The organism is Pontixanthobacter aestiaquae (genome assembly GCF_009827455.1).
Taxonomy (GTDB): Bacteria; Pseudomonadota; Alphaproteobacteria; order Sphingomonadales; family Sphingomonadaceae; genus Pontixanthobacter; species Pontixanthobacter aestiaquae.
Window position 1 is genome coordinate 2669445 of record NZ_WTYZ01000001.1, and the last position, 14275, is coordinate 2683719.

General features: G+C 58.0%; 15 protein-coding genes. 2 read left to right on the forward strand and 13 right to left on the reverse strand.

What is annotated here, in order from left to right:
• The first annotated feature begins 74 nt into the window (after positions 1-74).
• Positions 75-788: a hydroxyneurosporene dehydrogenase gene (locus tag GRI35_RS12695; protein WP_160614495.1), complete on the forward strand. Its 714-nt coding sequence runs from the start codon at positions 75-77 to the stop codon at positions 786-788.
• Between the two features lie 28 nt (positions 789-816).
• Here GRI35_RS12695 and GRI35_RS12700 read toward each other — a convergent pair whose 3' ends face one another.
• The 4 genes from GRI35_RS12700 to bchI form a co-directional block, all read right to left on the reverse strand.
• Positions 817-978, reverse strand: a complete 162-nt coding sequence (locus tag GRI35_RS12700) for a hypothetical protein (protein ID WP_160614496.1) — start codon at positions 976-978, stop codon at positions 817-819.
• 11 nt (positions 979-989) lie between these two features.
• The gene (gene bchO, locus GRI35_RS12705) at positions 990-1883 is read right to left on the reverse strand and encodes an alpha/beta fold hydrolase BchO (protein WP_290258126.1); all 894 of its coding nucleotides are present in this window, start codon (positions 1881-1883) and stop codon (positions 990-992) included.
• A complete protein-coding gene (locus tag GRI35_RS12710; RefSeq protein ID WP_328598445.1) occupies positions 1880-3400 on the reverse strand; it encodes a VWA domain-containing protein in 1521 nt (506 codons plus the stop codon). The genes bchO and GRI35_RS12710 overlap by 4 nt, the downstream gene beginning before the upstream one ends.
• 164 nt (positions 3401-3564) lie before the next feature.
• Entirely contained in the window at positions 3565-4566 is a 1002-nt protein-coding gene (bchI, locus tag GRI35_RS12715) for a magnesium chelatase ATPase subunit I (RefSeq protein WP_160614497.1), read from the reverse strand.
• 92 nt (positions 4567-4658) lie between these two features.
• Here bchI and GRI35_RS12720 point away from each other — a divergent pair, with 92 nt between their 5' ends.
• Entirely contained in the window at positions 4659-5591 is a 933-nt protein-coding gene (locus GRI35_RS12720) for an NAD(P)H-binding protein (protein WP_160614498.1), read from the forward strand.
• A gap of 112 nt (positions 5592-5703) precedes the next feature.
• Here GRI35_RS12720 and GRI35_RS12725 read toward each other — a convergent pair whose 3' ends face one another.
• The 9 genes from GRI35_RS12725 to GRI35_RS12765 all read right to left on the reverse strand — a co-directional run bounded on the left by GRI35_RS12725 (position 5704) and on the right by GRI35_RS12765 (position 14254).
• On the reverse strand, positions 5704-6735 hold the full coding sequence (locus tag GRI35_RS12725) for a sugar kinase (RefSeq protein ID WP_160614499.1): 1032 nt from the start codon (positions 6733-6735) through the stop codon (positions 5704-5706).
• Positions 6736-6809: 74 nt separating this feature from the next.
• Positions 6810-8069, reverse strand: a complete 1260-nt coding sequence (locus GRI35_RS12730; protein ID WP_160614500.1) for an alginate lyase family protein — start codon at positions 8067-8069, stop codon at positions 6810-6812.
• Positions 8054-8812 (reverse strand): 2-dehydro-3-deoxy-D-gluconate 5-dehydrogenase KduD, encoded by a 759-nt coding sequence (kduD, locus tag GRI35_RS12735; protein WP_160614501.1) that lies wholly within the window; start codon positions 8810-8812, stop codon positions 8054-8056. The genes GRI35_RS12730 and kduD overlap by 16 nt, the downstream gene beginning before the upstream one ends.
• Before the next feature lie 35 nt (positions 8813-8847).
• Positions 8848-9480: an RpiB/LacA/LacB family sugar-phosphate isomerase gene (locus GRI35_RS12740; protein ID WP_160614502.1), complete on the reverse strand. Its 633-nt coding sequence runs from the start codon at positions 9478-9480 to the stop codon at positions 8848-8850.
• Between the two features lie 144 nt (positions 9481-9624).
• A complete protein-coding gene (locus GRI35_RS12745; RefSeq protein ID WP_160614503.1) occupies positions 9625-10644 on the reverse strand; it encodes a LacI family DNA-binding transcriptional regulator in 1020 nt (339 codons plus the stop codon).
• A gap of 55 nt (positions 10645-10699) precedes the next feature.
• Entirely contained in the window at positions 10700-11977 is a 1278-nt protein-coding gene (locus GRI35_RS12750) for a TRAP transporter large permease (RefSeq protein WP_160614504.1), read from the reverse strand.
• Positions 11977-12435, reverse strand: coding sequence for a TRAP transporter small permease (locus GRI35_RS12755; RefSeq protein WP_160614505.1), 459 nt, complete (start codon positions 12433-12435; stop codon positions 11977-11979). Before GRI35_RS12755 ends, GRI35_RS12750 begins: the two co-directional genes overlap by 1 nt.
• Positions 12432-13475: a TRAP transporter substrate-binding protein gene (locus GRI35_RS12760; protein WP_290258115.1), complete on the reverse strand. Its 1044-nt coding sequence runs from the start codon at positions 13473-13475 to the stop codon at positions 12432-12434. Before GRI35_RS12760 ends, GRI35_RS12755 begins: the two co-directional genes overlap by 4 nt.
• A complete protein-coding gene (locus GRI35_RS12765; protein ID WP_160614506.1) occupies positions 13472-14254 on the reverse strand; it encodes a 2-keto-4-pentenoate hydratase in 783 nt (260 codons plus the stop codon). Before GRI35_RS12765 ends, GRI35_RS12760 begins: the two co-directional genes overlap by 4 nt.
• Positions 14255-14275 lie beyond the last annotated feature (21 nt).

Consider the following 14275-nt stretch of genomic DNA (forward strand, 5'->3'; position numbering starts at 1 on the left):
CCGGTCGCGATCTGCCACTCGATCACAGCTGCTTGAACATTGCACTTTACGGGAAAAACGGTGCTCGTTGGGTGATGACCGAACGCGGCGCTGCAGACACATCACAAGCACGCGACGAATTGCAAATTGGCCCAAGCGCGATGCGTTGGGACAAGGAAAGGCTAATAATCGATATTGAAGAGCGCGATATCCGCCTTGGCATTCCGTGGCGGCGGCGTGTCAAAGGACAAATCACCCTGACACCCGAAGTGCTCAATGCGCACAGCTTCAAACTGGACGCAGAGGGCAAGCACAATTGGCACACCATTGCCCCTCGCGCGCGGATAGAGGTGAAGATGGATCGCCCCGACGTCAGCTGGTCAGGCAGTGCCTATCTTGATGGGAATCATGGCAGCGAACCCATCGAAGACGGTTTCCGTGACTGGCATTGGTGCCGCGCCCATGCGGGTCACGATGTTGGCGTCATCTATGAAGGCAATCGCCGCGATGGCAGCCATTTTGCCAGCGCATTGCGCTTTGACAGGCACGGCACTCCGCACGAAGAAGAACTACCTTTGGTCGCACCCTTGCCGCCAACTTTGTGGGCTATGAAACGGCAGACACGGGCCGATCGCGGCCATGCCTCGGTCATCAAGACATGGGAAGATTCACCGTTTTATGCGCGGTCTGCGTTATCCATGCGGCTGTTCGGTAAGCAAGTGACAGCGGTGCAGGAGAGCATTTCGCTCGATCGTCTGATCAATCCGGTGGTGCAATTTATGCTGCCGTATAAAATGCCCAGAGAATAAAATCCCGCGAAACGCGGGCAGAGTAAGTTTATTTGGCCTCTTCAGATGATTTTTTCGCGTCTGCCTTGGCCTTATCCTTGGCGATTTCGCGGTTGACGGACCATAATTGCCAAAAGCCGAAACCTAGCGCGACGGCCCCGCTGAACACGATCTCGATCCATCCCAGATTGTCCCAAACGCTGGCTTCCATAATGTCCGCTCCTACTCGCTCGACCCGGCGACAAATGCCGCGATCAGATCGGCAATCTGCTCCGGCTGTTCCTCATGTGCAAGGTGGCCGACATTCTTAACCTCCTCAAACACACAGCCCGGTATCAGCGCGCACGCTTGTTTAATCGCCGATTTCGGGATCGCATTGTCGAGACTGCCGTGAACCAACACAGTGTGAGAAGAGAGTCGGGGCAGCCTGCGCTGCAACTCTTCCAATTCCCAACTCGCCATCATCCGGATGGCCCCGTCGCAATGTCCCGAGCGCGTCAGCAGCCTGTGATACAAATCGACCCCAGCGCGGTCGATTGTCGACCCGGTGGACTTACGCATAAACCGGTCCACCTCGCTCGGTGACCGCATCATCCGCGCAAAAATGCGCGATACGAACGGATTGGTGAACAGGATTTTCGCCAAAGTTGGAAACAGTTTGGCAGCCAACCCCGGAAATGGGAGAAGCGCCGGGTTCAGGCCGACAAGCGCAGTGTTCCAGCCATTATCAAGCAGCAACTGCACACCAATCGCAGCGCCAGCCGAATGGCCTATAATGACATCGGGTTTGGCACCGAGTTCTTCCAGCAAGACACCAACCGAAGCCGTCATTTGCGGCAGTGACACGCGCCGCGCATGACTTGGTTTGGTAAACCCGTGCCCCGGCAAATCGATCGCGATCACGCGGTACGTTTTCGCCAGGATCGGCATCACATCACGCCAGCTATGCGTCGCAGCGCCGGTGCCATGAATCAGCAAGCAAACCGGTGCATTCTCCGCATCAGGCACCATCTCCTGCACATGCCAGCGATAGGTGTCCGCCTCCACGAAGCGGCTTGAATCACGGTTGGGCCAGTCGCGTCCTTCCATCTCCCAACGCGGATAACGCTGGCTCACGCATCGGCTCCGGTGCCGATACTATCAATGGCCTCGACCATCGCAGCGCTTTTGGCGCGAGGCAGCGCCAGATATTTGCCCAGTAGTGCCGCTGCCAGCTCCGCAGCTTCCTCGCGCGGCCGCGGCGAAATATCGATCACAATGGAGTGGTGGCCTGCCGCGGCAATGCCCTTGGCTACATCCGCGACTTCTTTCGCAGCTATTGTCCGGTCGGCTTCACCAGCCAAGGTTACATTGGCTTTACCGTCAGTCAGCAGGGCAATCGTCGGAGTTTGTCCGCGTTTTTCAGCAGCATCTGCGAGCAGGCGCGCCTCAAGCAGGCCGGCCGCCAATGGCGTTCCGCCGCCGCCCGGGAATGCGCTTAGCGCCCGCCGTGCACGAGTGAGCGATCGCGTTGGCGGGAGCAAGATTTCCGCGCCGGTTTGTCTGAACGCGATCAATGCCACTTGCGAGCGTTTCACATGCGCTTCTGCCAGCATCAGCTCGACAGCTCCCTTCGCTTCCGCCAGCCGCGACAAGGCCGATGAGCCTGACGCATCTACAGCGAAGATTGTCAGCGTTTCGCGGTTCTGTTCAAACCTACGTATGCGCAAATCCGACTTGCGGATATGCAGCCCATCATCACCAGCCTCCTTCCGCCGAATGGTCTGCCATGGCGCAGCTGCGCGCAAAGTGTCGATCAAAGCCAGCTTGCAGCCGTCTCCGGGAACACCAGGATGCGACCCGCGCGGACGGCCGCGCCTGGTAGATTTTTCCTTCTGCCCGGATTTGCCCGATCGACCACCGGAGGCCCGCACGGTGCCTTTGGAAATGCCGTCCAAAATATATTGCGGGATTGCCGCTTCAGCAGCCTCCAATAATAAATCGTCAAGCGAGATATCGTCGAGGTTCTTGTCGTCGTCCGTTGGTTCGGAATCGTTGCCAGGTTGTCTAGGCTCCTCTGCGGGAGGAGGCGGCTCATGTGCCTCAGGCAACTGCCGGGCGCGCGGACCGATGACCACCCGGATGGCCGCTTGCAATGTATCATCACCTACGGTTTCCGCGCTGGCCAATTGCGCGAAGTGGCGAGCCGCCTTCTCTGTCATTACCATCGGCCGCACGGAATGCACACCGACGGCTGCAGCAGTCGCAGAAATAGCTTTTCGCTGGGACATTGTAAGCGCTTTGCCCTGCGTGTCTCGGTTGCGGCGCCCGTGAAGCACAAAATCCAAATCTCGGATAGCAGTCAGATCGCAATGAAACGCCGCCCTTTCCAGCAAAACGCCTGGGGGGACCTCATCGCTTTCAATACCGTCATCGAGCGCAATCACTGCGATCTCGCCACTATCCATCGCCTGCGCCAGATGCGCGGCAACATTCGCCGAAACACGCTCGGCCATTGGTACAAGCACGACACCGCCGCGGGCCTGTTCGAGTAAACCGGCACGTCGAACAGCCGTGCCTTTTGCGAGCGTCTCTGTGAGATCCAGTCCGCCGAGCAATTGCTCGCTATCGACATTGATCGGAATTCTGATCACAGGCCCGCGCTGGGCAAGCTGCTCTGCCATTTGCGCAAGCAATCGGTCTCGAACTGGTCCGGAACCGCGCAGGACAATTCCGCCGAATGTGTGTGGGTTATTCAGGAATAGCCGGGCCGCAAGGATTACATCTGCCAGACCGGCATTGGCTTGCCCGGCCTCAATCAACCGAACAGCTCTGCCAGCGCAAGTTCGATCCGCACGGTCGAACCCGTTTCGTCCAGCACATCGCGGCGCAAGCGGTGGCGGAGTGCCAATGGCGCCATGGTTTCGAGATGCTTGCGCGTGACCGATGCATCGCTATCCAGCGCCGCCAAAGCTCGTGCGCTTCGCATAAGGGTCAACTCTCCGCGCAATCCGTCCGCGCCCACCGCTTTGCACAGGGCCGCAGTGTCCCTCAGAATTTTAGCTGGCGTCTTGACCTTCGGCAGCGCTTTTTTCGCACGCTCAATCTGACGCAGGATTTTGGCGTCCTCGCCTTTCCACTTGGCAGCAAACTTGGCTGCATCGCGTTCCATCGCATCGCAGCGGCGCATGATCTCGACCCGCTCGTCAATCGAGTCGGGTGTGCGCACTTCAACCGATAATCCGAACCTGTCGAGCAATTGCGGGCGCAGTTCGCCTTCTTCAGGATTGCCGCTGCCGATCAGCACAAAGCGCGCTTTGTGTTTTACACTCAGCCCATCACGTTCGACTAGATTTTCGCCTGATGCGGCTACATCAAGCAACAGGTCGACTACATGATCCTCCAGCAGGTTTATCTCGTCGATATACAGAAACCCGCGATGGGCCTTGGCCAGCAATCCGGGTTCGAAATGTTTCTCGCCTTTGGAAAGCGCCTTCTCCAGATCAAGCGTGCCAAGCACCCTGTCCTCAGTCGAGCCAAGCGGTAGGTCGACAAACGGCACCGCTATCTTGCGGACGCGCTTACTGGTGCAAGGATCGGGGCAATCATCGCTATCTTCAGGCTCGCAATTATAGCGGCACCCTTCGACTGCCCGTATCGGGGGCAGCGTTGCAGCAAGTGCGCGTGCGGCGGTACTCTTACCCGTCCCGCGATCACCGAAGATCATCACCCCGCCAATCCGCGCATCGACCGCAGCCGTCAGTAATGCCAGTTTCATTTCTTCCTGGCCGACAATGGCGCTGAACGGGAATGCGGACATGTGCTTTACCTAACATCATGGCAGGGCCGGTCAATCATACGGCGCAAAAGGAGGATGTTTGACCGCAATAGTAGCACTGCTAAGTTGTCCTCATGAAACCTGCCCCCAATCGCGTTCTGGTCTTCGGTGCGAGCGGAACGATCGGGCAGGCTTGCGTTAGCGAATTCCTCATACGCGGCTATCAAACCATTTGTTTTGTCCGGCCTCAGACCGATGCCCGACAGCTGGAGCGCACCGGTGCAGAGGTGAGGAGAGGAGACGTTACCGATCCCGGCTCAATCAAGGATAGCGCCTTTCGCGGCGAAAGTTTTGATGTCATCGTGTCCTGCCTAGCGTCGCGCACTGGCGAGCCTGAAGACGCATGGCTAATCGATTATCAAGCGAACGCGAATATTTTGAAATGCGCACGATCCCTCAATGTAAAACAGATGATTTTGTTATCTGCCATCTGTGTTCAAAAACCGCTGTTGGCATTTCAGCACGCCAAGCTAGCCTTTGAAAAGGAACTTGCAGAATCGGGCTTGATCCATTCTATCGTCAGGCCGACGGCATTCTTCAAATCACTGTCGGGCCAAATCGAGCGGGTCCGTGCAGGCAAGCCCTTTGTGATGTTTGGTGATGGGAAGCTGACTTCATGCAAGCCAATCAGTGACCACGACTTGGCTGTCTTTATCGCTGATTGTATCGAGGATCAGACCAAGCATGGCGCGATTCTTCCTATTGGCGGCCCGGGCCCGGCAATCACTCCTCTTGATCAAGCGCACATGCTGTTCCAAGCCACCGGGCAGAAACCCCGGTTCCGGAAAGTACCGGTAAATCTGCTGGACTTGATAATTTCGGTGCTCGCTACGGCTGGTAAACTCTCGAAAAGGATTAATGCGAAAGCTGAATATGCCCGTATTGGAAGATATTACGCCACGCAATCAATGCTAGTGTTCGATCCCGCAATCGAGGCGTACAGCTCGGAACAGACCCCGGAAACCGGCACGGAAACGCTGCTGGTATATTACAACCATCACAAGTGATCCGCAAAGTCGATAGACTACGGCGAGCCAAACTAGTCAGAAACTAGTGCTGGGGTCCGTGGCGGTGCTGTCAGTCTAATCGCAACTTGTCTCTGACTAAGAAGATCGCGCTCTACCGCTGAACCCTGCCCGATCCATCACCCGACATGAGCTTTTCAACCTCCGGAACGGTCACGCGGTTGAAGTCGCCCATGATCGTGTGTTTGAGCGCACTGGCGGCAACCGCGAACTCTAGGCTCTGCTGGCGATCTTCATAGGCATTTAGCCCGTAGATCAGCGCAGAGGCGAAGCTGTCTCCGCCGCCGACGCGGTCGACGATATCGGTCAGTTCGTATTTCTTCGAGAGTTTGAACCCGCCGTCACGGGTGCGTAGGCAGGCCGACCAGTTGTTGCGGTCCGCACTCAGGCTTTCGCGCAGCGTAATCGCGATGGTGTGCATATCGGGATAGATGTCGAGCACTTTCTGGCCCAGCGCTTCGTACTTCTTCGTATCAAGCTCGCCGCTCTCCACATCGACATCGACGGTGATGTCGAGCGATTTCTGACAGTCTTCCTCATTGGCAATGCCGACATCGACATATTTGACCAGCTCGCGCATCACTTCGGGAGCGGTCTTGCCGTATTTCCACAGCTTGCCGCGGAAGTTGAAGTCGCAAGAGACGGTAACGCCCGCAGCCTTGGCTGCTTTGACGCAGTCCATCGACATATCTGCAGCCGACTGGCTCAGCGCCGGGGTAATGCCGGTGATGTGCAGCCACTTCACGCCTTTGAAGATGGTCGGCCAATCGAACTCGTCTGCGCTGGCATTGCAGATCGACGAGTTGGCGCGGTCATAGACCACCTTCGAAGGACGCTGGTTCGAACCGGTCTCGAGGAAGTAGATCCCCACCCTATCGCCCGATCGGCTCACATGTGCGGTATCGACCCCGAACTTGCGCAGTTCCATAATCGCGTTCTCGCCGATGTCGTTATCGGGCAGCGCGCTCACAAAGCCTGCATCCAGCCCGTAATTCGACAGCGCGACCGCCACATTGGCTTCACCCCCGCCAAAGGTCGCTTCAAACGCATGCGACTGGAAAAAGCGCTCATTACCCGGCGTCTTCAGCCGAAGCATGATTTCACCAAACGAAAGAAATTTAGACATTATGTGCTCCAACTGGCTTTGGCTCTTCAAATTCCGGATGTAGCGGCCCGCGCATGCAATGCCGTGCCCGATCCTTAAGGCAGCTTGACCGCCCCTTGCTCCACCGCACCGCGTTCTAGCAGCACCGCAAGCGAAGCATATTTCGACGCCATCCGGTCGTAGCGTTCACGGTCTTTATCGGTATCGGGAAAGGGCCACTGAGAGGGTGTATCGGCATATTTTGCCAAGAAGCCCTGCGCTGTGCCGAGGCTGCGGCCGTCGGGCAGCGTCGCATTCCACAAATCGCGGTTCACGCACTCAGCAATCGTTGCGAGGCGCGCTGCACCATCGACGACGAATATCGAATAATGCCAGCTGCGCGTGCGCTTCAACTCTTCGATAAAGCGCCCTTGCTTGTCCATCTGGACGCCCAGCCGGTATCGCGGGAAGCTGTCGACAACGCTTGCTGTCGCGCCCTCCAATCCGGCGAACAGCGCAAAATGCGCGAGATAGAAATCGTAGAATACGCCGTGATTGTTGCGCTTGTTCATCTCGTCTTCGCCAAGATCGCTGGTCGCCATCCATGCAGCGTAATCCGCATACCATTTGCGCAAAGCGCCGCGCTCTTCTTTGGACAGAGCGCCGGAGGGTTCGATCAGACCAACGGTCTCGACGATGGTCGAGAGATCGGAGGCTTCGATAATCCCCTCGCCGCGGCCATTCACTTTGCCGGGAATGCCTTGGGCAAAGTTCATATGCGGGTTCATCCGCGTTGCGGGGTCGAGAAACCATGTTCGCACCAAGTGCGCGGCGCGATCCGCGTATCGTCCATCTTCCGTGACGAAGTAGGCTATCGAGAGCGTTTCCAGATCATTGGCCAAATCGCGCAGGCGGTCCTTGTCAAACTCGGGGCCATCGCGTTCGGGATTCACTTCACCATCACGGCGAATATAGGGCAGTCCGTCGCGTTTTTTGGGATCGGGCCACCAATAGGGGCCGATCGAAGCATAGTCGTTCTTGCCCGCGCCGGGCACGGGACGCGGCTTGTCGGTTACGCTGTAGAGTTGGCCTCGCAGCACCTTGTCCGCGGCGCCCACCAGTTTCGCTTTTTCGCTTTCATCGGCCAGTGCCGAAGCGCGGATGCTTTCAAGCCATTGCGGGCGCCACAGGAACGTGCGGCGACCATCGAAGGAAGCCGAATAGCCCTGCGCACCATCGCACACCGGCCCCTCCGCTGGCGGCACATAGGCTGGAACCGTTGCGCTTTGCGCGAGCGCTGGAGCAGCCAGCAGCAATGCGGCCAGACCGGCTGAAAACGCCGAGACACCGCACCGAGCAATCACCGCGCCAGCCATCCGCCATCAACCGCCAGAATGTGCCCGTGGACATATTTGGCTGCGTCAGACGCCAGAAAAACCGCCGCCCCGCCCAGATCCGACGGATCGCCCCAGCGACCCACTGGAATACGCTCAAGTATCTGCCGGTTGCGGTCTTCATCGGCCTGCAATGCGGCGGTGTTGTTGGTCGCGATATAGCCGGGTGCGATGGCATTTACATTGATATCCTTACCGGCCCACTCATTAGCCAGCAGCTTTGTAAGCCCGCCGACACCGCTTTTCGATGCGGTGTAGCTGGCGACCCGAATGCCGCCCTGGAATGTCAGCATGGATGCGACATTGATGACCGAACCACCGCCATTGGCAGCCATTTCGCGGCCCGCGGCTTGCGTCAGGAAAAACAACACTTTGAGATTGGTGTCCATCACCGCATCCCAATCATCCTCGGTGAAATCGAGCGCGTCGTTGCGGCGGATGATTCCCGCATTGTTGACCAGAATATCGACGCTTCCGAGTGCCGCCTTTGTCTCGGCGATGATCCGTTCGCATGGTTCTGTGGTGGCGAGATCGGCCATAATGACCGCCGATTTGCGGCCAGCGGCTTCGATCATGGATACCGTTTCCGCCGGATCGCGGCGCGCGACCAGAGCAACATCGGCACCCGCCTGCGCAAGTGCAACCGCAATGCCCTGACCAATGCCGGTATTGGCACCGGTCACAATCGCGACTTTTCCCGTCAGATTAAATGGACTGTTGGACATGGACTTATCCTCTCTTTGCGACCGCGCTGCGGGGTTCAAAGGCCGCGCAGATAGGCGCTGATCTCGTCATCCTGCGAATTGGCAAAGAAATAGTCGGCGAATTTCTCGCCCGCGATGGCGGCCTTCAACAGGTCCTGATCGACATTCTTGAGCACCGTCAGCATATCGTGGCAGGTCGCGCCTTTGAGATCAGCGAGGATCGAACGGTTCTTCGCCATGATTTCTGCTCGCTCTTTCGGATAGCCTTCACCCGGCGTTCCCTCGAACAGTTTGCGATAGCAATCCTGCAGGTTCAGCTCTGCCGCCCAGCCGAAACCCTTTGCATAGGGCATCGAGATCGCGTTGCCCGCATTGATCTGGCTGAACAGAAACGCGTCGGTCGGGTCGATAACCAGACCGCAGAATACGCCCGGCATCGAATTGCATGCGAGCATGGAGCCCATGCCCGTGCCGCATCCGGTCACGACGAAATCGGCGGCCTTCGAATTGAGCAAAATGCCTGTCAGTAGGCCATTCATGACGTAAGTCAGCTGCGCGCTGTCGTCCGCCGTGTACATGCCGTAATTGAACACTTCATGGCCGAGCGGCTCAGCCACCGACGCGAGCGCATCATGGATAACGCCGTTCTTGGCGGCTTGGCTGTTTTCGCTGATCAAGGCAATTTTCATAAGTCTCTCTTTCAATGTGCTGCTGCGCCGCTCTTAACAATCGAGTTTGCGGCACAGTAATTGGCCCTTTAGGTAACCGGTGTCATTTTCCTATGCAAGCAGTTAATTCGGGCAATATACAGATTTCATTCTCTTGTTTGGGCCCTATCGTTTGGGCGGGGCTACGACGGAGTCGCGCTCGATCAGAGTGGATGGCAATCCGACACCGATATTGGCATCCACTTCATCACCGTGAATGATCTTTGTCGCCGCCGCGTGTGCCATCTCAACAATCGGCCACCGCACCGTGGTGAGCGAAGGCCAGATATGGCTGGAGAGCGGCGTATCGTCGAACCCAACAATAGACAAACCGCGCGGTATCTCGATGCCCCGGCGGCGAGCGGCAATAACTGCGCCGATGGCCATCTCGTCGTTCGAGGCAAAGATCGCGGTCGGCCGTTCCTTGCCATCGATCAGCGCGAGCCCCGCTTCAACACCTGTTTCGAACGTGTAGCCCCCCGTAGCGATCATCCAGTCATGCACCGGCAATCCGGCGTCGGCCATCGCCTGTTCGTATCCGGCCCGGCGTTCGGCCGGAGACAGCGAGTCTGGCCCTTCGATCAGGGCGATCTTCTCATGCCCCATGGCGATCAGATGCTGCACCGCGCCGTAGACCGCCTCACGGTCGTTTGACATGACGATATGTTCGGGCTTGTCCAGCTCGCGCGACACCATGCGGACATATAGGGTGCCCAGCGCCTCGCACAGGCTGGCAAGTTCGTCATTCTCGGAAATGGGCGGCAGGAATACCACACCATATGGCCTCTGCCGCTCCAGAAACCCGCGAATATCGTCGACAATAGTGGGCGAATTGCGATCGACCGGCTCGACCATCAACCCAAATTCTGTACCCGCAATACCTTCGAGAATGCCCTGCTGGACGTTGACTAGAAATTGCGCGTTGGGATTATCGTGGATTGCCGCAATGATGAAATTGCGCCGCAGCGCTAGCGCGCGCGCCTGCGGGTTCGGGACATAGCCGATCTCCGCGATCACACTTTCGACCAACTGGCGTGTCTTGTCGCTCAGCAGCGGCGATTTGTTGATCACCCGGCTGACGGTCTTTTTCGACACCTTCGCCAGACGCGCGACATCGTTGATTGTCGGTTTGTTGCTGTCGTTCATACCTGCGCGGCTTTCATAAAATGTCCCATAGGACAATTTGCGCGCAAAGCGGAAGTCAGAAAGCGTGCGGCAACCACATAGACAGTGCCGGAATGAAGGTGATCAGCACCAGGGCCGCCATCAGGGTGAGATAAAACGGCCAGATCGTGCGGATCATTTCGGGCAGCGCTATCTTGCCGACCGCAGAACCGACAAACAGCACTGATCCGACCGGCGGCGTCACCAGGCCGATGCCTAGATTGATCATCATGATGATCCCGAAATGGACCGGATCGACGCCGACATCCATCGCCACCGGCAGAAAAATCGGCGTCGTGATAACGATGAGCGGCGCCATATCCATAAACGTGCCGAGCCCGAGCAGCATCAGATTGATAATCAGCAAAGTCAGGATCGGGTTCTCGGTCATCAATCCGATCAACGCGGCGAGCTGCGCGGGAACTTCCAGTAACGCAAGCGCGAAGCCGAATGCAGTCGCTGCGGCGATGATAAACAGTACCATCGACGCTGTGCGGACCGATTTCGCAGCCGCTTCGGTGAAGCCTTTCCAGCCGAGATTGCGGTATACGAATGTCCCGATCAGCGCGGTGTAGATCACCGCGATCGCGCTGGATTCGGTCGGAGTGAATATCCCGCTCAATATACCGCCCATAATAATGACAGCGGTCATCAGTCCGGGAATGGCGTACACGGCAGCGCGGGCGAATTGCCGCCAGCCAGGGAAACGTCCGCGCGGCAAATCGCGTCGGCGGCCGACCAGCCATGCGGTCAGCGCCAACATCGTGCCGGTCAGAACCCCCGGAATAATCCCCGCAAGGAACAGGTCGCCAATCGACACGCCGATACCCGACGCCGCCGAGTAGATGATCATATTGTGCGATGGCGGGATCAGCAGGCCGACGATTGCCGCCGTGACGGTGACATTGACCGAGTAGTCTTTGGGATAGCCCTTCTCTTCCATCAGCGGAACCATCGTCGATCCGATCGCCGACGCGCTGGCGATGGCCGAGCCGGATACCGCGCCGAACATCATTGAGGCGCCCACATCAACCACCCCGAGCCCGCCCCGCATCCGCCCGAAGGCGGCATCGGCAACGCGGACAAGCCGTTCGGCTATCCCCGCGCGGTACATCAAATCACCGGCAAAAATGAAAAACGGGATCGCCATCAGAGTGAACACGCTGATCCCCGCCGCCATTCGCTGGACCGCGACAACCAGCGGGATGTCGATGAGCGCAAAGGTCGCCAGCGCCGCGCCGAACAGCGAATACGCCACCGGCACACCCAGAGCGAGCAACACGAACAACACCGCAAATAGAACGAGGATTTCCATCAGGCTTCATTCCTCCAGCGGAGCCGTACGCGGCCAATCGAAAACACCGTCATCAGCAGCCCGGCCAGCGGGATCGGCAGATAGGCGAAAGCGCGGCTGATCCCCAGCGAAGGGATCACATGGTCGCGTACGAGCCATGCGAGCTGCGCGCCATAAAACGCCAGCACCAGCCCAAACCCAGCGATCAGCAAATGGATGGTAATGCGTATCCAGCGGATAGCCGGAGGCGAGAGACGATGTTCCAATATCTCGATCCGGATATGGAACCGTTCCCACACGCCCGCAGCGGCCGCGAGAAATACATACCAGATCATCAGAACAAGCGCGGTCTGCTCCGACCAGGACGGGCTGCTATCGAGCACGAACCGCCCAAACACTTGCCATCCGATAACCGCGGTCATCGCAATCAATCCGAATGCGCCAAGCCGCACGAGCAGAGCGGATGCCTTGTCCATCATGCGCCCCCTTCCCGCAGCGCCAGAATACGCTCGACCAATGCGCGCTGCTCGGGAGTATCGAGAAAATCTTCCCACATGTCGGTCATCATCTCGGTAAAGGGCGCGGGGTCGACTTCGTTCACCGCGACGCCGGACTCGGTGACAATCTTCATGCTGCGCGCAACCTGCTCGTCCCAAAGCTTGCGCATATAGGGCACCGAATCCTTGGCAGACTGCCGCACAATCGCCTGATCGTCAGCGCTCAATTTGTCCCAGCTGATTTTCGACATCACGAACACTTCGGGCGCAAGCAAATGCCGTGTCAGGCTATAGAACCGCGCGACTTCAAAGTGTTTGCCGCTTTCAAAACTTGGCCAGTTGTTTTCCGCCCCGTCGATCACACCCTGCGCGAGCGACTGATACACTTCATCAAGCGGCATCGGCACGGCATCTGCGCCCAGAGATTTGACCATGCCGACGTAAAGATCGGAGCCCGGCACACGCAGCTTCAACCCGCGCATATCCTCCGGCTTGGTTATCGGGCCGCGCGTGTTGTAAAAGGACCGCGATCCTGAATCGTAAAAACAAAGGCCGATCAGCCCGTGCTGTTCCAGCGATGCGAGAATTTCTTCGCCTATATCGCCATCGAGTGACGTCCGCATATGCTCCGTCGATTCGAACAGAAATGGCAAAGCAGGTACGCGCGTAAGCGGCTCTATTGAATTGAGAGGGGCCAGATTGACGCGGTTGAAATCGAGCCCTCCGAACGTGGTAATCTCCAGCGTATCGCGTTCATTGCCCAATTGCCCGCCAGCAAACATTTTTAAGCCCAGCCGGCCATCGGTCCGCTGCGATATCAACTCGCCGAAGCGTATGACCGCCTGAACCGTCGGGTAATCGCGCACATGCGTGTCGACAGCTGTGTACAGATCGCCCAGCCGCATTCCGCAGCCAGACAGCGCCAATGCGCCACCTAGAGAGGCACCCGCAGCCAGCAAAGAGCGACGCGGCAGGTTGGTTTGCAGCAGGGGTCGCTGCGAAGTTTTACGGTCCGATGTCACGATATCGGCTCGGCGCGGGTCAATTCCATATCGAGCGTTCCGAAACTGCCGAAATCGAGAGTCGACCGCGATCCGATCGACGCTTCATGCACGCCGGTTATCGCGCCCGTGGAAACGAATGTTCCGGCAGGCAAATCGATGTCATATTTGCGCGCATGGTCGAAAATGAAATCGAGCACGTCCAGAGCATCGGTGCGAAATTCGGGCAGCACTTTCGAACCGATCAGCTCGCCATCGATATGCGTTTCAACCACCGCCATTTTCGCTGCCATATCGCGCCATCCCACAATCTCGTCACCGATCAATAGGCCGTTATTATTCCCGAAATCGCAGATGACGGCAATCGGGCCGATGTCGTTGATCGCGGGCAATGGGCTGCTGGCAATTTCTGCTCCGATGTAAAGCCGGTCCTGATCCCTGCTCTCTCCGAGTTCGATCACGAATTCCGGCTCGATTGCGCCGAATGCCCCGGCAAACACCGGCATTTTTGCCATTTCACCCGGGGAGACCCTGACAACCGAGCGGGCGAAAATCGGACCGACCAGCCTCGTCTCACCGAACTGTTCGATAAATGCCGAAGGAACCCCGCCAACTTTCCAGCCCGCGACATCGTCAGCCCAGCGTTCGCGCGACAAGCGCTGCACCTCATAGGCATCCGCAAAACTGCCGGGCAATTCACCGGGAAACCCGGGCAACGCTTTGGCGGCGCGGCGGGCCTCGCTGAGCGTCTGCGATATGCTTCGCAGACGCTCAGCCGATGTCATGATGTTGTGACCCATCGCGGTGCCTTGCCCTCCCGC

Excerpts from the sequence above, each read along its gene's own strand:
- GRI35_RS12720 (WP_160614498.1), top strand. The coding sequence starts at position 4,659 with ATGAAACCTGCCCCCAATCGCGTTCTGGTCTTCGGTGCGAGCGGAACG.
- GRI35_RS12745 (WP_160614503.1), bottom strand. The coding sequence starts at position 10,644 with ATGAACGACAGCAACAAACCGACAATCAACGATGTCGCGCGTCTGGCG.
- GRI35_RS12755 (WP_160614505.1), bottom strand. The coding sequence starts at position 12,435 with ATGATGGACAAGGCATCCGCTCTGCTCGTGCGGCTTGGCGCATTCGGA.
- GRI35_RS12695 (WP_160614495.1), top strand. The coding sequence starts at position 75 with ATGACCGAACGCGGCGCTGCAGACACATCACAAGCACGCGACGAATTG.
- GRI35_RS12730 (WP_160614500.1), bottom strand. The coding sequence starts at position 8,069 with ATGGCTGGCGCGGTGATTGCTCGGTGCGGTGTCTCGGCGTTTTCAGCC.
- GRI35_RS12725 (WP_160614499.1), bottom strand. The coding sequence starts at position 6,735 with ATGTCTAAATTTCTTTCGTTTGGTGAAATCATGCTTCGGCTGAAGACG.
- GRI35_RS12740 (WP_160614502.1), bottom strand. The coding sequence starts at position 9,480 with ATGAAAATTGCCTTGATCAGCGAAAACAGCCAAGCCGCCAAGAACGGC.
- GRI35_RS12700 (WP_160614496.1), bottom strand. The coding sequence starts at position 978 with ATGGAAGCCAGCGTTTGGGACAATCTGGGATGGATCGAGATCGTGTTC.
- GRI35_RS12750 (WP_160614504.1), bottom strand. The coding sequence starts at position 11,977 with ATGGAAATCCTCGTTCTATTTGCGGTGTTGTTCGTGTTGCTCGCTCTG.
- kduD (WP_160614501.1), bottom strand. The coding sequence starts at position 8,812 with ATGTCCAACAGTCCATTTAATCTGACGGGAAAAGTCGCGATTGTGACC.
- bchI (WP_160614497.1), bottom strand. The coding sequence starts at position 4,566 with ATGTCCGCATTCCCGTTCAGCGCCATTGTCGGCCAGGAAGAAATGAAA.
- GRI35_RS12765 (WP_160614506.1), bottom strand. The coding sequence starts at position 14,254 with ATGGGTCACAACATCATGACATCGGCTGAGCGTCTGCGAAGCATATCG.